The 20,040-nt window shown below is 42.1% G+C and carries 18 protein-coding genes and 1 tRNA gene; 13 read left to right on the top strand and 6 right to left on the bottom strand.

The annotated features are described in order from the left end of the window. The first annotated feature begins 200 nt into the window (after positions 1-200). Together lptF and lptG are read left to right on the top strand one after the other, a co-directional pair. Positions 201-1,313, top strand: coding sequence for an LPS export ABC transporter permease LptF (gene lptF / locus GZH31_RS12795; RefSeq protein WP_180311071.1), 1,113 nt, complete (start codon positions 201-203; stop codon positions 1,311-1,313). After that, positions 1,310-2,377, top strand: a complete 1,068-nt coding sequence (gene lptG, locus GZH31_RS12790) for an LPS export ABC transporter permease LptG (protein ID WP_036966171.1) — start codon at positions 1,310-1,312, stop codon at positions 2,375-2,377. Before lptF ends, lptG begins: the two co-directional genes overlap by 4 nt. Before the next feature lie 114 nt (positions 2,378-2,491). Here lptG and GZH31_RS12785 read toward each other — a convergent pair whose 3' ends face one another. Beyond that, positions 2,492-2,992 (bottom strand): RDD family protein, encoded by a 501-nt coding sequence (locus tag GZH31_RS12785; RefSeq protein ID WP_036966174.1) that lies wholly within the window; start codon positions 2,990-2,992, stop codon positions 2,492-2,494. 140 nt (positions 2,993-3,132) lie between these two features. On the opposite strand from GZH31_RS12785, the gene GZH31_RS12780 reads away from it, so the two are divergent. The 5 genes from GZH31_RS12780 (at position 3,133) to GZH31_RS12760 (ending at position 9,207) form a co-directional block, all read left to right on the top strand. Further along, the gene (locus tag GZH31_RS12780; RefSeq protein WP_180311070.1) at positions 3,133-4,791 is read left to right on the top strand and encodes an acyl-CoA dehydrogenase family protein; all 1,659 of its coding nucleotides are present in this window, start codon (positions 3,133-3,135) and stop codon (positions 4,789-4,791) included. Between the two features lie 170 nt (positions 4,792-4,961). After that, positions 4,962-5,046: transfer RNA gene (locus tag GZH31_RS12775), tRNA-Leu, on the top strand. A gap of 517 nt (positions 5,047-5,563) precedes the next feature. Continuing rightward, a complete protein-coding gene (locus GZH31_RS12770) occupies positions 5,564-7,735 on the top strand; it encodes a bifunctional diguanylate cyclase/phosphodiesterase (protein ID WP_036966180.1) in 2,172 nt (723 codons plus the stop codon). A gap of 46 nt (positions 7,736-7,781) precedes the next feature. Continuing rightward, complete coding sequence (locus GZH31_RS12765; RefSeq protein ID WP_036966182.1) at positions 7,782-8,789, top strand: fatty acid desaturase; 1,008 nt, start codon at positions 7,782-7,784, stop codon at positions 8,787-8,789. A 1-nt stretch (position 8,790) separates the two neighbouring features. Next, positions 8,791-9,207 (top strand): GFA family protein, encoded by a 417-nt coding sequence (locus GZH31_RS12760; RefSeq protein WP_180311069.1) that lies wholly within the window; start codon positions 8,791-8,793, stop codon positions 9,205-9,207. A gap of 9 nt (positions 9,208-9,216) precedes the next feature. On the opposite strand, the gene GZH31_RS12755 is transcribed toward GZH31_RS12760, so the two are convergent. The 3 genes from GZH31_RS12755 to rhlP all read right to left on the bottom strand — a co-directional run bounded on the left by GZH31_RS12755 (position 9,217) and on the right by rhlP (position 13,501). Beyond that, complete coding sequence (locus GZH31_RS12755; protein ID WP_051501717.1) at positions 9,217-10,449, bottom strand: MFS transporter; 1,233 nt, start codon at positions 10,447-10,449, stop codon at positions 9,217-9,219. A 96-nt stretch (positions 10,450-10,545) separates the two neighbouring features. Then, positions 10,546-12,606, bottom strand: coding sequence for a TonB-dependent receptor (locus tag GZH31_RS12750; RefSeq protein WP_180311068.1), 2,061 nt, complete (start codon positions 12,604-12,606; stop codon positions 10,546-10,548). Between the two features lie 76 nt (positions 12,607-12,682). Further along, positions 12,683-13,501, bottom strand: coding sequence for a rhombotarget lipoprotein (gene rhlP, locus GZH31_RS12745; protein ID WP_180311067.1), 819 nt, complete (start codon positions 13,499-13,501; stop codon positions 12,683-12,685). 260 nt (positions 13,502-13,761) lie between these two features. On the opposite strand from rhlP, the gene GZH31_RS12740 reads away from it, so the two are divergent. The 3 genes from GZH31_RS12740 (at position 13,762) to GZH31_RS12730 (ending at position 15,707) form a co-directional block, all read left to right on the top strand. Further along, complete coding sequence (locus tag GZH31_RS12740) at positions 13,762-14,196, top strand: hypothetical protein (protein ID WP_036966195.1); 435 nt, start codon at positions 13,762-13,764, stop codon at positions 14,194-14,196. Between the two features lie 98 nt (positions 14,197-14,294). Then, positions 14,295-14,615 (top strand): hypothetical protein, encoded by a 321-nt coding sequence (locus GZH31_RS12735; RefSeq protein WP_180311066.1) that lies wholly within the window; start codon positions 14,295-14,297, stop codon positions 14,613-14,615. Positions 14,616-14,633: 18 nt separating this feature from the next. Further along, positions 14,634-15,707, top strand: coding sequence for an endonuclease/exonuclease/phosphatase family protein (locus GZH31_RS12730; protein ID WP_180311065.1), 1,074 nt, complete (start codon positions 14,634-14,636; stop codon positions 15,705-15,707). 31 nt (positions 15,708-15,738) lie between these two features. Here the strand turns inward: GZH31_RS12730 and GZH31_RS12725 are convergent, their stop codons facing one another. Further along, the gene (locus GZH31_RS12725; protein WP_180311650.1) at positions 15,739-17,115 is read right to left on the bottom strand and encodes an NAD-dependent succinate-semialdehyde dehydrogenase; all 1,377 of its coding nucleotides are present in this window, start codon (positions 17,113-17,115) and stop codon (positions 15,739-15,741) included. A 168-nt stretch (positions 17,116-17,283) separates the two neighbouring features. Between GZH31_RS12725 and GZH31_RS12720 the strand changes: the two genes are divergently transcribed. The 3 genes from GZH31_RS12720 to GZH31_RS12710 are packed head-to-tail and all read left to right on the top strand — an operon-like array spanning position 17,284 to position 19,428. After that, complete coding sequence (locus tag GZH31_RS12720) at positions 17,284-18,321, top strand: nitronate monooxygenase family protein (protein WP_036966208.1); 1,038 nt, start codon at positions 17,284-17,286, stop codon at positions 18,319-18,321. Next, entirely contained in the window at positions 18,318-18,884 is a 567-nt protein-coding gene (locus GZH31_RS12715; protein ID WP_180311064.1) for a Crp/Fnr family transcriptional regulator, read from the top strand. The genes GZH31_RS12720 and GZH31_RS12715 overlap by 4 nt, the downstream gene beginning before the upstream one ends. A gap of 49 nt (positions 18,885-18,933) precedes the next feature. Then, positions 18,934-19,428, top strand: a complete 495-nt coding sequence (locus GZH31_RS12710) for a YgjV family protein (protein WP_180311063.1) — start codon at positions 18,934-18,936, stop codon at positions 19,426-19,428. Between the two features lie 60 nt (positions 19,429-19,488). On the opposite strand, the gene GZH31_RS12705 is transcribed toward GZH31_RS12710, so the two are convergent. Beyond that, a complete protein-coding gene (locus GZH31_RS12705; RefSeq protein ID WP_036966217.1) occupies positions 19,489-20,001 on the bottom strand; it encodes an NUDIX hydrolase in 513 nt (170 codons plus the stop codon). Between the last annotated feature and the right edge of the window lie 39 nt (positions 20,002-20,040).

The following is a 20,040-nucleotide window of genomic DNA, read 5'->3' as shown; positions in this document are numbered from 1 at the left end:
TTACGTGTTTTTGAACTTTATCTTATTGTGAATATCAATATCACATAATAGATGCCATCTGTACTATAAATGCAAGATTATATGTTCTTGCTAGGTATGATATTTAATTGTGATGGCATATAATAAAGTGAGTAAAATAACTAGTTTACTCAAAATTTCTTACTATTCCAGTGAAACACGATGTTTAACAGGGGCGAGCATTGCTAATTTTCCGTTATTTGACCACTGAAGTCTTAAAGTCGCAGGTCGCCGTATTTTTAACTTTAATGACCATTTTTGTGTCGCAAAAGTTTGTGGTGATTTTAGGTGATGCCTCAGATGGAGGACTTCCTGCAAAGCTTGTGCTTTCGATGATCGCGTTAAAACTACCGCAGCTTGCGTCGCTTATTCTCCCTTTGAGTATCTTTTTAGGCATTATTTTGGCCTATAGTCGTATTTATGCCGATAGCGAAATGACGGTGTTTAGAGCCTGTGGCGTCAGTGAATGGTATGTTGTGCGCGTCACGCTTATTTCAAGTACAGCGATGGCCATTCTTGCGGGTGCCTTAACACTGTACATTGCACCTTGGGCGAGTGAGCAAGAGTATCAATTAAAAGAACAAGCAAAAGCCGATGCTGGTTTGTCTACGCTTCGAGCGGGTCGTTTTCAGCAAACAGGCAACGAAAAAGCCGTTGTCTTTATTCATAATATTGAAAACGGTGGTAAAGAACTTCACAAAGTTTTTGTTGCCCAGTTACCTGACCGTGAGAAAGGTGATTTGGCACGGTTAGTCTACGCAGAGCGTGGTGTCGTGATTGAACAAGATAACGGTGAGCAACAACTTATTTTGAATGATGGTAAGCGTTATGAAACAGACGGTGAATCTGCGGCGCTTAACCTGACAGAGTTTGATGGTTATAGCGTACAAATCCAAGACCAAGAAATTGAACATCAACGCCGTAAATTAGAAGCCGTACCAACGTTTGATTTATTTAAAATGAAAAGTGTAGAAGCGGTTGCTCAGTGGCAGTGGCGTATTGCAATACCGCTTTCGATTCCACTGCTTACTTTACTGGCCGTTCCGCTTAGTGTGGTTAACCCACGACAAGGTAAATTTGCTAAATTAGTGCCTGCAATCAGCTTGTATTTAGGGTATTTCATCCTTCTTAATGCCGCTAAATTTGCTGTTGAAGATGGTAAAATACCACCTTCAATTGGGCTGTGGTGGATTCATTTATCTGCCTTGTTTATTGGTGGTTTATTGATTATTAAAGGCCGCCCGCTCGGCGCATGGTTAAAAGCAGTGGTGACTAAGCGGGAGTTAAGCGCATGATGAAAACACTCGACTGGTATTTAGGCCGCAGCATTATTCAAACTACAGGATTTGCATTAATGGTGCTGGTTGGTATCAGTACCCTTATTAAATTTATTGAACAGTTAAAATCGGTAGGGCGTGGCAGTTATGATATTGCGACAGCACTGATTTACACTGTGTACAGCATGCCGGGAGACTTGGTTATTTTCTTTCCGATGGCAGCGCTCATTGGTGGCTTAACGGGACTCGGTGCTTTAGCATCAAACAGTGAGTTGGTGGTGATGCAGGCCGCGGGCATGTCGCGTTTACAGATTATTGCCTCGGTAATGAAAACTGCCATGTTTATGGCTATCTGTATGATGGCGCTTGGTGAGTGGGGAGCGCCCGAAGCACAGCTTAAAGCGAAAGAAATACGCAACCACGCTATTAACGGGGGCGATGTCTTTAATGCCAAACAAGGTGTATGGGCAAAAGATGGCAGCAACTTTATAAATATAGAAGATGTTGATCAGCAAGGCGTATTGCGTGGTGTACATATGTATCATTTTGATAAGTCATTGCAATTAACTCAAATAACGAAAGCAAAAGAAGCCGTAAACCGAAAAGATGGTTGGCTGTTGCGTGGCGTTAATAAAGTTAAAATCACGCCAGAACAGATTAGCACTGAACAGCAAACTGAAGAGTTTTACGATTCACAGTTAACAGCAGAAAAATTAGGGGTTGTATCGGTAAAACCAGAAGCGTTATCGTTTACTGGGCTTTGGTCATATTTGAGTTACCTAAAACAAAATGAACAAGATACCAGCACCTATGAGTTAGCACTGTGGCGCAAAGTAATGCAGCCTGTGTCTATCGCGGTGATGTTATTAGTGGCGTTGTCGTTTATATTTGGCCCACTGCGAACCGTTACAATGGGCGCTCGAATCATTATGGGGGTTATAACCGGCATTACCTTCCACTTAACCAATGAAATATTTGGCCCTGTGGTGATGGTATATCAAATTCCAGCGGTTGTCGGTGCGGTGTTGCCAAGCATTCTATTTATTGGTTTTGCGACCTACTTGCTAAATAAGCGTGTGTAGTAAACGTACTTAATTACAAAAAAAGCGTGACCATTTAGTCACGCTTTTTTGTATCTACTGTCTCGCTTTACCAATCAGTGATTACACCAATAAGCTTAATTAAGCGAACTGCGCCTAATCCAATGAGCGATAAATGCGTTTATTTTCTTCTTTTGTGAGCGTAATTACTTCTGTTTTAGCTATGTAATCTTGCAGTGCACGTTTGTTTTTAAAATCAATCAGCACCACTAAATTACCCAAACCTAATAAAGCACATATTGCTCTTAGCGCACCTTGTTGCCAGCTAATCAGCTTACCATCGAGGGTTTGTACTTTTAAGCGCCATGCGCGCATGCCTATGGTTTGCCCGCTTTTAGCCCAAAAGTAACTAAAAAATGCCACGCTCACTAACACCAGTAATCCACTACGGATGCCATAAAGCAAAGGGGAGTTTTGAATATACGCTGAGACATCCTCAGCATTGCCAATACTCAACACATCAAGTGAAATAAGTCCCTGAACAGCCAGTAGGTATAGCACAGTTGTGAGCATTGCAAAGGCAATCACAACCAAGGTGTCGTAAATTAACGAGGCAAAACGGCGCCAAAAACCGGCACGAGGAAACTCAGCTGACATAAACACTCTCATCCTATTAAATTGCGCTGTAGTTTAGCAAAGTCCTTAGCAAACAAGAAATACTTAGCGAGGGTTTCGCTTGTCGACAAACAGGTCTGACCTGCTATAGTTGAAAAAATAATAAAAAAGAGAGCCCTTCTATGTCTGTTTCTTCGAGTGAAACCCACGTGGTATTTAATCAACCCAAACCGCTTGAAAACTATAACGCGTACGAGGCTGACGACGTGTTGCAGTATTGGCAAAATTGTTTTGCGGGACAATGGGGAACAGCGCATCTTTCTGCTTTTGGGCAACAGGTGGGAGGGGAACTGTTACAAGCTGGGTTCTTGGCAAATAAGCATTTGCCTGAACTTAATACACATAACCGCTTTGGTGAGCGTATTGACCATGTTGATTACCATCCAAGTTATCATCAGCTTATGCAGCATGCCATAGCGCAAGGACACTGTGCCTTACCTTGGCAGCAAAAAAAGCAAGGCAGTCATGTTGTACGCGCGGTGATGGCTGTACTACATAATCATGCTGACCCAGGGTCAGGTTGCCCGCTAACGATGACCTTTGCGAGTGTGCCCGCTATTGCCAGTCAAGCCAATATCGCTGAAGTTTGGCTGCCAAAAATACTGGCCAATCATTATGATGGCGACAACAAGCCGTGGTTTGAAAAACAAGGTGTTACGATTGGTATGGCCATGACCGAAAAGCAAGGAGGCACCGATGTACGAGCAAATACCACCAAAGCAACACCACTAAATGAAGGCGGTGCAGGGCAGCTTTACGTGCTTGAAGGACACAAATGGTTTTGTTCAGCCCCCATGAGCGATGCTTTTTTAGTGCTCGCCTATGCCCCTAATTCACAATTGTCGTGCTTTTTAGTGCCGCGCTGGCTTGAAAGTGGTGAAAAAAATGCCGTCTATATTCAGCGTTTAAAAAATAAATTAGGAAATCAGTCAAATGCCAGTTCTGAAATCGAGTTTAGATCAGCGCATGGCTGGATGTTGGGCGAACCAGGCAGTGGTATTAAGACGATTATTCAAATGGTCGCACTCACACGGTATGACTGTATGCTCGGCTCAAGTTCATTGATGATGCAAGCAGTAAAAGAAGCGGTATGGCACACATCAGAGCGCGCTGTTTTTGGAAAAAAACTGCATCAACAGCCATTAATGCTGAATGTCTTAGCTGATTTAGCCTTGGAAGCAGAGGCCGCGTTGGCAATCTCGATGCGGATTGCCCACGCACTTGATAAACAAGACGATGATAGCGAAGCTGCACTCGTTCGCAGTGCGACTGCGATTGGAAAGTACTGGATTTGCAAGCGTGCAGTTCAGCACACCTTCGAGGCGATGGAATGCATTGGTGGAGTAGGTTATGTGCAAGACAATATTGCCAGTCGCCTTTATAAAGAAGCCCCTGTTAATTCAATTTGGGAAGGGTCAGGTAACGTGCAATGCTTAGATCTAATGCGCGTGTTTAACCGCGAGCCAGAATCGTTAACGGCGCTTATGAAGGAGCTTGAAAAAGCACGTGCACTAAACAGTGATTACGCCGATAAGCTTGATGAATTGCAGGCATTACTAACCGATACGTCACATTTAGAAATACAGGCTCGGCGGATCATTGAGCGCTTAGCACAGCTTTGGCAAGCCGCAACGTTCTTGCAGTTTGGTGAACCCATTATCGCACACGCATTTGTAACAAGCCGTTTGAAAGGTCCTCACTTTTCGCAGTATGGTTGTTTAAGCCATGAAATAGACTGTCAGGCCATTGTTTCTCGAATGATGCCAAAGCACACTGGTTAACAACTTGTTTAATAATTGTGCGGTTGATTCATCAGGCCGCATAAAACGCTTGCTGCCTCACCCATTCTTTGTATAATGCTTGGCATAGAGACAAAAGCAGTTAAAAAGCTTATTGCTCTAAAGTGGTTTTTCTTTATCTTCTCGTGTTTAGAAGGTTAAAGAAAAATGAAGCCAGTGTGATGGAATTGGTAGACATGACGGATTCAAAATCCGTTGCCTTCGGGCGTGGCGGTTCAAGTCCGCCCACTGGTACCACTTTTTAACCTCAGCACCTTTTGCTGGGGTTTTTTTATGCCTGAAATAAATCAGTTATGTGTCTTATGTTGTGTGTTCGCGTTTTTGAGTAACACACGGGGCGTGGCAATTAGGCAAGTAAAGTCTGCGCACCGTGTCTTTTTGTCACCGTACCTTTTAACCACTGCATCTTTTAACCATCGTATCTTTTAACCATCGTAACTTTAAAGATTCGTGCCTTTTGCAAGAGGAGGGATAAAGACAGCTTTCAGTATAATTCCATGGCTAACCTTTCATTCATTTTCTTCTGGCATGCTCTGATTGCCCCTATAAAATCCTTTTTGTTCTATTATTAATCACAGGTGTTCAAACAATGTTGAGTAATTAAATAACCCCTGATTTTGTGTGTCTACTTGATTGAAAATTAATCATAATGGACTAGAGTAGCATGGTATTTATAGGCTTCATGTAATACAATTTGAAACCTTAACTTTAAGTTAAGTCAAACACTTAGTGCATATAAGATAAGGCGGGAAGCGTGGGTACATTCGACCTAAAACGTATTGTTGAAAGTATATCTAATCTTAAAAGTGAAAACTTTTATAATGCTATATGCCTCTCTTTGTCAGAAGTGGTGGGGGCGTCACACGTTTTTTTAGCTCATGTTGATGAAGACACCATGCAGGCAACAACGCTAACGTTGGTGGCCAATGACGAAATCGTCGAAAACATTAGTTATGATATTCGCTGCACGCCTTGCAACGATGTAAGTTGCGGCGGTATCTCGAGCTATAGCTCAGACGTACAGCAATTATTTCCAGACGATAAATTACTCGTTGATATGGGTATTGAAGCGTATGTCGGGGTGCCCTTGCAGAGTATGTCTGGCAAAACAGATACCATTCTCGTTGCACTTTTTCAGCATGCGATCAGTGATGCCATGCAAATTGAGTCTTTCTTTTCCTTATTTACAGGCCTTATTCAACGAGAGATTGAAAAAGATCGCTTTATTGCCAAGTTAGATTTTGCCAATCAATTGATAGAACAAAGTCACGAAGCTATTTTTATCTGCAATGAAAATGTCGAGATCATATACGCAAATACTGCATTTACGAATATGACTGGCTATTCGTTCGACGAGATTATAGGAAAAAATCCTAAAATATTGAGTTCGAATAAGCATGCATCGCATTTTTATCGTGCCATGTGGCATCACATTGATACCGAAGGTAAATGGTCTGGTGAGATCATGAATAAGAACAAGCAAGGGGACTTATACACCCAGTTTTTATCAATTACTAAAATGGTTAACAATGGTGAGGTGTGTTACGTCGCCTTCATTCTCGATATCACAGAGAAAAAAGAAGCTGAGCGGAAAATTTATTTTCATGCAAATCATGACCAACTGACGGGCCTCACAAATCGCTTTTATTTTAAAGAACGTATTTGTGATTTAATTTCGGCACCGTCGTATCAAAATGATGTTAATACGCACTTGGCAGTGATTTATTTTGATGTTGATCGATTTCAAGACATTAACACCGTATATGGCTTAACCTTCGGGGATAAACTGCTATGTGAAATAGCAAATCGGCTGGCATATACCTTTAAAGAGTGTGCATTTTCACGCATCGATGGAGACAGCTTTGCAATATTACAGACCTATCAGGATAGCCATGAGCTTGAACTTGTCTGTAAACAAATTAATGCTTTATTGATTGAGCCTTTTTCTATTGGCGGTATTCGTCAAAATGTAACAGTGACACTGGGTATCAGTCATTATGAATATAATAATGTACTGACATCGCAGGTTAAAATTGAAAAAATAGCCCGTCGTCTTATTAGGCAAGCTGAGCTGGCTAGCTTAAACGCAAAACAAACAGCGGATCCATATTTACACTTTTGTACTGAAATGGACGACAAAGTTAAAAAACACAATTTACTGGTAGAGCAACTGACACAGGCTGTTAAGAACAACGAGATAGAGGTTTATTTTCAACCAATTATTGATATTGAAAATAACACAGTTGCTAAATTTGAGAGTTTAGTCAGGTGGCAAAACCAAGGGCAGTGGGTGTCGCCTGTAGAGTTTATACCATTAGCTGAAGAGTCGCGTGTCATAATTCCACTCGGTGAATTGGTGTTAATAAAAACGTGTCAGCAAATTAAGGCACTTGAAGCACAAGGGTATGATCAGCTGGTATTTAATGTTAACCGTTCATTATTTGAGTTTGCAGAGTACAACCCTGAACGCAATGTGTGGATTGACATCATAAAGAGTCAAGGTGTTAAGCCTTCGCAAATATCGTTTGAATTAACTGAAAGTGTACTTGCCCCCGAAAATACCAATCACCTCGACGTGCTTACTCAACTTAAAGCAGCAGGGTGTTTAATTTCGTTAGACGACTTTGGTACTGGTTACTCATCGTTAAGTTACCTGCGTCGTTTTCCGGTTGATGTGCTCAAGCTCGACAAGTCGTTTATTGATGAAATACATGTTGATTTAGCTGACGAAGCCTTAGTTAGGTCAATCATTCAAATGAGTCGTGTACTGGGTATTAAAGTGGTTGCTGAAGGGGTTGAAGAATACGCTCAACTTGAAGTGTTAACGGATGCTGGTTGTGACTATATTCAAGGTTATTACTTTTCAAAACCTTTGCCACCCAGTGAGATACTTCCTTTTTTAGAGCAATTTGCTAGAGACCGCTGAGTATTCGCGGTATGATTTTGGTATACACAAACGAGCAAACGTAACTATGCCAAAATTAACCGCTAAGCAAAATATTCAGGCGATTGTCAGTGCTATTAAAACAGAAGAACAAGCACTGAGAGCGAAATACCCTGTTCTTAATCAACAAAATAGTATTGCTTTGGTTATTTTGTTGTTGTCACTATTGTCATTAATTGGTGTCGCGTCACTTTATTATATGAGCCTCATTCCCGCGTGGTTGTGTATTATTTTAGCGGCTGTGATTACGTCTATTTCTCACGAACTTGAACATGACCTTATTCATAAGCAATATTTTAGTAAGCGTCCTTGGCTTCATAATTTTATGATGCTGGTTGTGTGGTTAATGCGACCAAATACGGTGAACCCGTGGTATCGACGTAAAATTCATTTGCACCATCATAAGGTCTCAGGAACCAATCAAGACTTAGAAGAACGTTTGGTCGGTAATGGCATAAAAAACCCGTTTGTTAGGGCTGTGGTGATTGTTGATGGTTTGTTGGGATTAGTAATCAACAGTAAGCGCTTTAATAAAGAAATTAAAGGCTTTAAGTTTTTGACCGTATTTAACGCGGGGTTTCCAATTGCGACCGCCTATTTCGTTATTTTATATGGGGTAATCGCGTACTACTTACTGCAGTTATTTATGCCGTTAGAATCTATGTTACCTAGTTGGGGGTTAGATGTGCTGGCGGTTGCTGAGTTTTTGATGGTAGTGTTAATAATACCAAATATTATTCGTTCATCATCGCTCAATTTTATTACTTCATCGATGCATTACTACGGTGGTGTAAACAATGTGATTGAGCAAACTCACGTGATTAATAGTCGCTGGTTTATACCTTTTCAATTATTTTGTTTTGACTTTGGTCGTACCCATACTATTCATCATTTTGTGCCAAATCAGCCGTTTTATATTCGCCAACTTATTAGTCAAAAAATACTGCCTATTATGGCGCAGCACGGGGTAAGATTTAATGACTTACGCAGTATCAAGCGTGCGAATCTATACGAAACTAAACAAGAAGGAGTTTAATATGCAAATCACGGGTCGTTGTCACTGTGGTGAGGTAACTTACCAAGCGCAAGTTGATGAAAATAAAGTATTTAACTGTCATTGTACCGACTGTCAAATAATTTCAGGGGCACCATTTCGTACCGTTGTTATGTCAATGCCCGATGCTGTTACATTCACGGGTGCTACACCAAAAGAATATATAAAAATCGCTGAAAGCGGTAATCAAAGAGCACAGGGGTTTTGTGCTAATTGTGGTACTGCTTTGTACGCGACCTCAGTCGGTGAAGGCGAGCGCATTTATGGCTTACGTTTAGGGGCTGTTGAGCAAGCCGCTGAGCTTATCCCAAACACACATATTTGGTATCGTTCTCATAAACCATGGCTTGATAACTTAGCGGATATGAGCACATTTGAAATCACGGCAGCCAGTCAATAAGGGGCTGTACTATTTATTGTTGATAGTTACGTCATTGTTGATAGTCACGTCATTGATAGTCACGTCATTGATAGTCACGTTTCGGCCACTCAAGTAACCAAATAGCGCGCATAACAGGCTTGATACAATACATAGCCATAGCGCGCCAGCCCAATTATTAAAAAAGCTATGTAATGTACCGGCCAAGATTGGCCCTGTTGCGGCCAGTAAATAGCCGATACATTGCGCCATACCTGATAAAGCAGCAGCTTGCTGCGCATTATGAGTACGTAAACTCACAAACGATAAACCTAAAATAAAACAAGCACCTGAGCAAAATCCTAAGGTGACAGACCAAAGCATAGCGAAGCTTGGGGCGTACAATAATCCAAATGAACATAGCGCACCTAATAAGGCCAAACTAAAAGTGAGTATTCGCTGATCATTTAGTTTTGCTAATAAGGGTATAAGCACGATACCGGGTAATGCTGAGGCAACTTGAAACGCACCTTGCAAGGCTCCAGCGTGTTCAGCTGTATGACCAAACTCAATCAAAATACTCGGCAGCCAACCAAGCATAATGTAAGTAAAAAATGAGTTAAAACCGAGTAATAGTGTTATTTGCCACGCTAAAGGGGAATGCCAAACTTTCGCCTGAGTGGTGTGCGATACCTGTGCTTTGCCAGGCATCGTATGCTGTTTTAACTGAGGAAGCCAAACAACAATGGCCAGTAACACCAGTAATGAGTAACTGGCTAAAGCCACTTGCCAGCCTATTTCTTTGTATTCTGCAAGGGGAGTGATCAGTGCTGAATAACTCCCGCCAAATATGCCCATTGCAAGTACGTAGCTTGACGTCATTACCGCCACTTTATGCGAAAAATCACGCTTAATAAGACTTGGCAATAATACATTACCAATCGCAATACCAACGCCAATCACGGCGGTGCCAATAAATAAAACACTTGCAGAATCAATCAGGCGAGACAAAACACCCACTCCAATCAGGAGCAGAGCGATAAACAACGACAGTTCCAGACCATATTTTTTAGCCAGGCTTGCTGCCATGGGGGAGGCAATGGCAAAGGCTATCAGGGGTAAAGTGGTCAACATACCGGCTTGCGATGCTGTGAGCTTAAATTGCTCAATAATCTGTTCTAGTACTGGCGCAATGCCTGTGATGGGCGCGCGTAAGCTGGCTGCAATAAGAAAAATGCCAAGCACTAATAAAAGGGTGCGAATTGCGTTTTGAGAAGATGGCACGCTGTTTAGACACTTAAGTAAGAGATAAAACTATCATACCTAAATACTAAACAGCGTGGGTGAACTATGAGATAGCTCACCAAATAATGCGGTCACTTAAAACTGATAACGTGCTGATAACATTGCGTTACGGGGTCTTCCTGGAAAATAGCGATCGCCGTTAAAGCTCGTGTAGTCTGCTCGTTCAGCATAGTGCTCATCGGTTAAGTTGTTCACGCGCAGAGTGACAGCAAACGTAGGGGTAAGCTGCCAAGCTGCTGTTAAATTAACCAGCGAGTGGCCTTCGTAACGATGAAGATTTTCAGGGTCGGTAAAATAGCCGCTGGTGTTGTAGAGCTCAAGCGCTATTCGTGTCATATCATTAGCCTGCCAAAGTAATTGTAAATTAGCGATATTACGCGGGGCGGTATCGACCTCATTGCCATTGATATTAACCTCACCTAATAGTTGGTCATAGCTGTAGGTATGTTTAGCGTGCGTTGCAGCTAATTGCATTGAGATAGTGGGCGTAATGGCGTAGGCGAGTTCAAGCTCAATGCCGCGATGCTGAGTTTGCCCATCATTGACATAGAAAAAGTCACTGTCGCGGAAAATCGTATTTTCTTTATTCATAGCATAAGCACTTATCACGTAATGGAGTTGTGCTTGCTGACCTTTGAAGCCAAATTCTAGATTTTTTGCAATTTCTGATTTTAACTCAGCAACGCTTTGTTCACGCTGAAGCTGATAAAGCTCAGCCGCTTGCGGCGCTCGAAAGCCTTCAGACGCATTGGCATAAATAAAGTGATTATTGGTAAATTGGTAGCTTATGCCAAGTTTAGGTGAGAAATTAGCAAAGCTATTAATACCGCTTTCTGGGCGAGAATAGCGACAGCCACCCATTCCGCACGGGGTGCCATCTTCTTTCGTGCGTCCTGCGAGCATATGGTTCGTGTAATCATAACGCATGTGTTCGTATCGGCCCCCTACAGTGACTAATAGTTCATCATGTTGCCAGTCTAGGTTTATAAATGGTGCCAGTAAGCGACTCGTAACCTGATAGTCATAATGTTTACCCTGAGGGACTGTTGCAACCAAAAAAGCAGACCCCTCTGTTGGCTTATCTTGGTATTGTAAAAAATCGGCATCGGTAAGCTCACCATCAAAGCCCACGGTAAGCGTACTTGCGTTTGCAAATTGGTGCTGCCACATTGATTGTATACCTACGCCTTGTTGCGCGTTTTCTTCCAAAGGTGTGCCGGGTAAAAAGTGTTTAAAAAAGGTCATGCTTTGGTCGCGCAGGTAAGGGGTTAGCGTGAAACTATTGTTGTCGTCTTTTGTCCAATTTAACTTGGACCACACACGCATCGATTGTGCTTTTCTAAAGGCATCGGGGTTTGGATTTGACTGTGCAATGTCTTCATCTTTGTAGCTTTCAAAGCCTTCAATATAGCCTGCGGTTTGTTGATCTAAGTGCGTATAAGTAAGGCCGCTATTGAGCGTGAAATTGTCAGCATCATAACGATGACGCATGGTCACTTTTTCTTGGTCAACCCCTTCATCATCACGGTAGCCTGTGTCGCGAGTGATACTCACATTAATACCAAGGCCTTGTTTGCCAAAGTCGTGACCTTGCCCCAATTTATAGCGGCTATAGCCAAAAGAACCGTAGTCTAAACCAAGTGTGGTGTGATCATAGGTTGTATCGGGCGTAATAACGTTAATAACCCCATGGACTGCATTGGAACCATAAAGAGCTGAGCCTGGGCCTTTTAATACCTCAATGCGCTCAGCCATTTCTGTGTGCGCTTCAAATAATTCGTTGATATTACAAAAACCAGCGGCACGTAGGGGAATACCATCTTCTGCTGTGAGTATCCCACCGCAGGCCCCAGCGCCCGATAGCACTGGCGAGCGAAGAGCGGGTAAGTACTCTTGTCCATTACCATGTTGTAAGTTTGCACCTGCAACCTGTTTAAGGGCTTGTTGAATATGCGTGGGTGCAATGAGTGATAATTGTTGTTTAGAAATACTGCTTACAACCACAGGAAGTGGATCAGCAAGCACTTCAGTACGAGAGGCGGTGGTAGTGATATGCTCAAGTTCATTTGTTGCGGCAAATGTATGGCAGCTAATTGAAAGAGAGCCAATAAGCGCTGAGATTAATGACAACTTCATGAAAACCCTTTGATTAAACAACGACAACGAGAATCAAAGGGTAACTGCTTTTAACGGTGTGTAAAAGCTTTCGCGATTAATGAATTGCTTTTCGTCGCAGACACACAGTCCCCAAAAGTAAAGCGATAAGCCAAAATAGGCTACTGCCACTGTGCCCCTTTTTATGGCTGACATTGGCAATTTTCTCGTCTTTAACGCGAATTTTAAATTGACCTAATTCGGTATCTAGATTTCCTATCATGTCGTCAACAGCAGCATTAAAACTTGCTAGCGATTGCTGTTTCGCGACTTCATCGATACCAATTGCTGTACTTCGTTTCTCTGCTTTATGGATGCCTGGCGCACGGAACAACATTTTTCGGCTTTTAATATCAAATACCGCGGTATCGACGAATGTTTGCACCGTGTTTTCATTACCCGGAATGACATAGAGACCAACAATGGTGAGGTATAAGAAGGCTGCATTATTTTCTAAACTTTGTGACACTTGGTCATACGACACCAGCGCCATAATGTCCACATCGTATAAGCGTGATACCTGCTCTAAAGTAGTAAACCCCTCGCCTCCCTTTAAATAGGTACTTGGGATGACTTCGATACGGTCAATATAGTCATACTGCATAAATTGTTTTTTTACTTTGTTGAGTAGTGCTATTTCGTCACTATGATGGAGGCCGTTGTTGTATTTGTTAGGAATAAAGGCAATACCCACTGTGGCGGGTAAGTTTAGAGTGGGCACACTGATTTGTTCGGCTGCTCGTTGTTGTTGATCTGGGTATAAATAGTCAACCAATGAGCTAGATTGAGTTTGCTGATTACCGTGTTGACTCAACATGGTACTGCAGCCAGTTAGCGTAAATATCACAATGATCAAACACCACTTTAATGAATTCATAAACGATCCTTTTTTATAACGTGTTCGAAAACAATGGGTGTAATTTTGGTTTTTTAATCACAGTCATTGTTCCTAATTGAAGCTTTCATTCAGACAGAGAAAGTCATGAAAAGTGCCAAAGAAGTTTAAAGAAATGTAAAGATTGTTTTTATAACGTATTGTTATTTATGAACTTGTTATTTTTAATTGTAACCCTTCATCTATGATTCAGGCTTGCTTGATAGGCTTTTCAACAAGAGCAAATGCAGAGGGTCTCTATTATGAATAAAATAATTACTATCTCGTTAGCCGTGCTAGGTTTGAGTTTGGTGCCTATAGAAGCGAGTGCTAAACATGATCGTGACCATGACAGATACGAGTACAAACACGAACGTAAAAAGCACCATAAACATAAAAAGCATCATAAGCATCATCGCCATGACCGTGATTGTCATCACGATAGGTATGACCGCTATAGCTACCGTGATTTACCACCCGGTTTATACAAAAAAGTAGGTTATGGCGGTGGATTACCGCCAGGTTGGTACAAACGGTATCATCATGGTGATATTCTCGACAGAGATATTTATCGCCACGGCCGAGTAATAAAGCGTCGCGATAGAAATGGCATTATTGCCATTGAAATTGATGACCGCTTAATACACTTAGTACATGACACACGAGAAATTTTATCCATCGTGTCGCGTCATCGTTAATCCTGTTTAAAGCCGCTTTGCGGCTTTTTTATACTCTTTCATTCCCAGTTCAGAAATAGTTGCTACGCTTAGTAGAATACATAAAAAGGAGAGTTCGTATGAAAACATTTTTAACAGTGGCTGTTTTAGGGCTTAGTATTGTTGCGACAGGCGCTTTAGCAAAAGACAAAGATAAGGACAAAGACAAAGGAAAAAGCTTACCGCCTGGTCTAGATAAAAAACTTGAAAATGGTGGAGATCTTCCGCCTGGTTGGCAAAAGAAATACCGAAAAGGTGACATACTTGACCGCGATATTTATCGTCGAGGTAAGGTGATTAAATCGCGTAATAACGACGGGTTAATTTCAATTCAGGTTGATGGCACCATTGTTCGTTTGGTAGAGGATACCCGCGAAATAGTCTCGATTCTGAGCCGATAAATTGTGCCAATGAGTTATATGAGCCATGCATTGAGTGTACTGTCTGTACTTTTGCTTATTGTCTCACTATTGCCATTTTCGTACTCCCAGCATTATTTAATTCGAAGTTGTGATTTTGTGCGGCTGCAAGTAGCGTATCTTGCAGTTGCATGTTTGCTGGGAGCAAGCGTGTTATTTTACCTCTCCAACAGCCATTATTTACTCGGTTGTATTGTTATAAGCTTTGTGGTTTTGCTACTGCAAGCGAACTGGATTTACCCCTACACATGGTTCGCTAAGAAAGAAGTTGTCTCAAGTAGTAAAGATGATGCTCACAGTATTCGCATAATGTCTGCGAATGTGCTGATGTCGAATACGCACTACGGCAAACTTATTAAACTGGTAAAAAACCACCAACCAGATTTACTCATCACGCTTGAATCTAATGAAACGTGGCAACAGCAGCTCAGTTGTCTAGAAGCAGATTACCCATATCGTATCTATTGCCCTAAAGATAATCGTTACGGTATGCATTTATACAGTAAGTTTGAAATTAAACACCAACAGGTATGTGAATTAATCGAAGCGGATATTCCCTCGATTCATATCGTATTTGTAGATGCCAATAACACAGAAGTCGAGGCGCACTTTATTCACCCAGCTCCTCCTAGTCCCACCGAAAAAGACACCTCGCGTCCTCGTGATACCGAGCTTATTATTCTGGCCAAAGCCCTTAAAAATAGAACGCGCCCTTGCATCGTTGCAGGCGATCTGAATGATGTTGCTTGGTCACGGAGCACGCGTTTGTTTATGCGAGTTTCTAAGTTGTTAGACCCGCGTAAAGGACGCGGCTTTTTTAATACATTTCATGCGGGTTACTTTTTTATGCGTTGGCCGCTTGATCACTTATTCCACAGTGATGAATTCAGTGTAAAACGAATTGAACGCCTTGCTAAGTATGGCTCTGATCATTTTGCACTATTAACCGAATTGACTTATGACCCCGCTGCTTCAAATCAAAAACAACATGAGGATATTGATAAAGATAAGGCGATTAAAGAGTTAAAAATGCCTATGGCATCAAAGCAGCAAGTTCCGACCTTTGATGAATGAGAAAGGGCTCAATGAGCCCTTTTAGTGTGTATTATTGGTTGATCATAATGGTTTTAATATTTACAAATTCGCGTAAGCCAAAACCACCATGCTCTCGGCCATAGCCACTGTCTTTCACTCCACCAAACGGCAAGTTTGGCTGAGCGAGTCCATAGCCATTTATATTTACCATTCCTGTATCAAAATGCAGCCTAGCCAGTTCAACAGCCTGTTTCTCGTTGCTAGAAAAAATACCTCCTCCTAATCCATAGCGCGAGTCATTGGCTATACGCATTGCGTCGTCATTATCTTTGGCGCGGATCAGAGAGGCCACGGGGCCAAATAGCTCATCATCGTAGGCTGGCATTCCTGGTTTTACATTTTCAAGTAAGGTCGCTGGGTAGTAAAAACCAGTGCCTGTTGGCATGCTGCCACCGACAATCGCCTTCGCTCCAGCATCAATAGAGTCACGTACTTGTTGGTGAAGCTGTGCGCGTAAATCTTCACGTGCCATTGGCCCAAGCCCTGTGTTTTCATCATTAGGGTCACCCAGTTTTACTTGCTCAAACTGTTCTTTAATACGTGCTTTAAAGTCATTATATACTGCGTCAACCACCACAAAGCGTTTCGCCGCGACACATGTTTGGCCATTATTGATAAGACGACCTTGGGTACATGCTTCAATGGCGGTATTAAGGTCGGCATCATCAAGGACAACGTAAGCATCATTACTGCCAAGCTCAAGCACGGTTTTCTTGACATGCTTACCGGCACGCTCTGCCACTTTTTTACCCGTGCTGTCACTGCCAGTAAATGTGACACCGCGAATAGCGGTATGCTCAATTAATTCGCTGGCTGTTTTACCGTCGATTAATAAGTTTTTAAAGCAATGGGTTGGAAAACCAGCTTCGTTAAATAACTGCTCAATTTTTTCAGCCATTCCAAATACGTTACCGGCGTGTTTTAGCACGGTCGTGTTACCAGCCATAACATTAGCACAGGCATAACGAATAACCTGATAAAGAGGGAAGTTCCAAGGTTGAATACCTAAGATAACACCGATAGGTTGGTAGCTAATGATGGCGCGGCCACCTTGCATATCGCGTTTTTCTTCGGCGAGGACCTCAGGGCCTTGGTCGGCTGTGTAGCGACATATAGCAGCACAAAGTTCCGTTTCTTGTAAGCCTTGTTGATAAAGCTTGCCCATTTCGTCAGTCATTAACTGTGCTAATTCATGTTTATTATCGTCAATCAATTTTGCAAGTTGATTAAGGTATTTAGCTCGCTCTACTAAAGATGTCTCGCGCCATGATAAAAAGGTTTTATGGCATTTATCTATTTCAGCCTTAGCTTCTTGTAAAGACAAGAGAGTGTAGGTATTTAAAGTTTGCTCGTTTGTTGGATTGATTGTAGTTACTGTATCAGTCATCATTATCTCCTTACAAAATGTACATGACCTTGTGCAAAGCTAACACCAGCTTTTTAAATGCTTTTTAGGCTTTTGTTTTTATTGGCTTTTATTTGTTTTTATCTGGTTTCTGTGTGTGTGGAAATATGTAAAAACTGCAAGAGGCTGCAAAACTTACAAGGATAGGCTATGAGTAATACATTGTTTAATACAGAGCTTGCGATTATCCAAGCGCCCATGGCAGGGGTGCAAAATGCACAACTGGCGGTTGCGGTGTGTGAAGCGGGAGGTTTGGGGTCGTTACCTTGTGCCATGCTCTCGAAAGAGCAACTGATTAACGAGTTAGACTATTTAACGCACCATACTAATAAGCCATATAATTTAAACTTCTTTTGTCATCAAGTCAGCCCGTACAGCGAAGCTGAGCAACAGCAGTGGCATGAACTATTAAGCCCATATTTTGCTGAGTTTGAAATAGATGCATCGCAATTCAGTCGCAAAGCCTCACGACAGCCCGTTGATCAGCAGGTAATTGATACAATTGCGACTTATAAACCTCCCGTGGTTAGTTTTCATTTTGGCTTACCTAATCAAGAAATTATCGCGCAAATCAAAGCATGGGGTGGCAAGGTTTTGTCATCAGCAACGACTTTAGACGAAGCTCGTTGGTTAAAAGAGCGTGGTGTTGATGCAATCATTGCACAGGGCAAAGAAGCGGGTGGACACCGAGGATGCTTTTTATCGATGGATTTATCGTTACAGCCCAGCACCGAACAGCTCGTTCATGATTGTTTATGTTTGGATATACCGATAATTGCGGCTGGGGGCATTAGTACGCCAGAACAGGTAAAAATGTTTAAAGAGCTCAACGTGGCGGCAGTACAAGTTGGCAGTGCCTACTTGTTATGTGAAGAAGCAACGACAAGCGCATTACACCGTGAAGCATTAAAAACGACAGCGGCAAATAATACTGAGCTCACCACTCTTTTCTCGGGTCGTCCTGCGCGTGGGATACGAAACAGAATTATGCAAGAGCTTGGCGCAATGCCAATGCAAGCGCCTGCTTTTCCTTATGCCTCGATAGCCTTAACAGCACTGCGCTCGAGAGCAGAAGCACAAGGAAGCAGTGGTTTTTCACCGCTGTGGTGTGGTGAGCATTTTAAAGCCAGAGAAGGCATTAACGCCAAACAAATAACCGCGCTATTAATGCAAGGGTGGCAATCTTGACGGATACTCAGTTACTGCCCTTGGGTGATAGTTACCATTACCTTGCTAATGAGTTTCGTAATAAGCTTGCGGGCATGATTGCACTCAAGCGGTACGCTAAAGAGCATGTGCTGCTACAGCAAGGTGAGCAACAACAAGCGGGGTATTTAATTGTATCTGGAGTACTTAGCGCATTACATGTATCAGAGCAGGGCGCTCAAAAGTGCAAAGAGTTTTACTTTCAGGATGAGTTTGCACTGCTTTATGGCAACTGGCTAACCGAAACTAATGCGTTTTACCAACTTAAAGTAATGCGGGACGCTGAGCTTATCAAGGTGCCACTGACTTTATTTGATAACCCAGATTGGCAAGCAATGAAGCATAAATTAATCACTCAACAGCTATTATTTAAAGAGGCAAAAGAAGCCTTTTTATTACTGAATACGCCAGAGCAAAGGTATAAATATTTGCTGGATAACAAACCGCATTGGCTCGCACAATTGAGTTTAAATGAGGTCGCAATGTATTTAGGTATTTCAGCTATTTCATTATCGCGAATTAGAGGGCGCCTTAACTTAAGTTAATGTGCGCGATTTTAAGGAACATTACACTGCTGATTTTTCAGGAGTTGGTATGTTTATTTTATCGCAATGCTTGGTCGCGATTGCCACATTACTCGATTTAGCGTCATTTCAATTTAAGCAAAGGCAGTTTATTTTAGCCTGTTTGTTTAGTTCTGTGTTGCTCACTTCTGTGCACTTTTTGCTACTTGATAATTTAAGTGCCGCAAGCTTAATGCTCATAGCCGCAGTGCGCTACGTATATTGTATTTTTGCCCGTAAAACCAGGATGATGGTTGTTTTCATGTTGCTGAGTATGGCTGCTGTAAGCCTGACTTGGTATAACTGGGTGAGTGTTATAGCCCTCGCCGCAACCTTAATTCAGACTTATGCTTCGTTCCAAAGTAAAGACTTATCATTACGGCTGATGATGGTGGTAGGTACGCTATGTTGGATAACACATAACGCGCTCTTGTTTTCGCCAGTCGCAGTGGTGATGGAAACGGTATTTTTATTGAGTAATTTAGTCGGAATATGGCGCTATTATGCGCCGCCTAAAGCTGTATGAGTATCAGTAAGGTATTAGCACGGCATTATAGGCATACCGTGCTTTTCCATCGAAAAAACCTCAAAGCGTGTTAGCAATCAGCTTGAGTAAGTAGGTTTCTCGTTGAATAGATAAACCTTGTTTTTCGCTCATAGCCAAGGTGGTCTCGTTATGAGCGATGGCGTCATAAATATTAATCCACTTTGGTTGCATGCCATTTTGTACTTCGTAGTGCTCCATTTTGGGCGCGGCTAGCTCACCGTTGATCTCGCAAAAGTAGCAGTAAGATTTAATATGCACACAATCAAAATCATCTTTATACCACGGCCTAATTTCTTCGTATAAGCCTAGTGGGTGCGTTATGTTTATCTGTTGTGCACCGGTTTCTTCTGAAAGCTCTCTGTACAGGCCTTGTTCAATACTTTCACCGTTATCGACCCCACCACCCGGTAGACTATAGTCATCATAGCGTGCGGTGTATAAAAGCAGTATGTGTTCACCTTTTAGCACGATTGCACGCGCGGTGTTGCGAATAAATACCGAACCATAATCATTACTTAGGCTTGGATGAATAACTTTTCTTAATAATTTCATTTAATTACAACGTAGCAACTTCGCTAAAGTACAGCTTAG

Source organism: Pseudoalteromonas sp. JSTW, assembly GCF_013423925.1.
Taxonomy (GTDB): Bacteria; Pseudomonadota; Gammaproteobacteria; order Enterobacterales; family Alteromonadaceae; genus Pseudoalteromonas; species Pseudoalteromonas lipolytica.
Note: the sequence above shows the minus strand (reverse complement) of the source record. Positions and strands in the feature narration are given on the sequence as shown.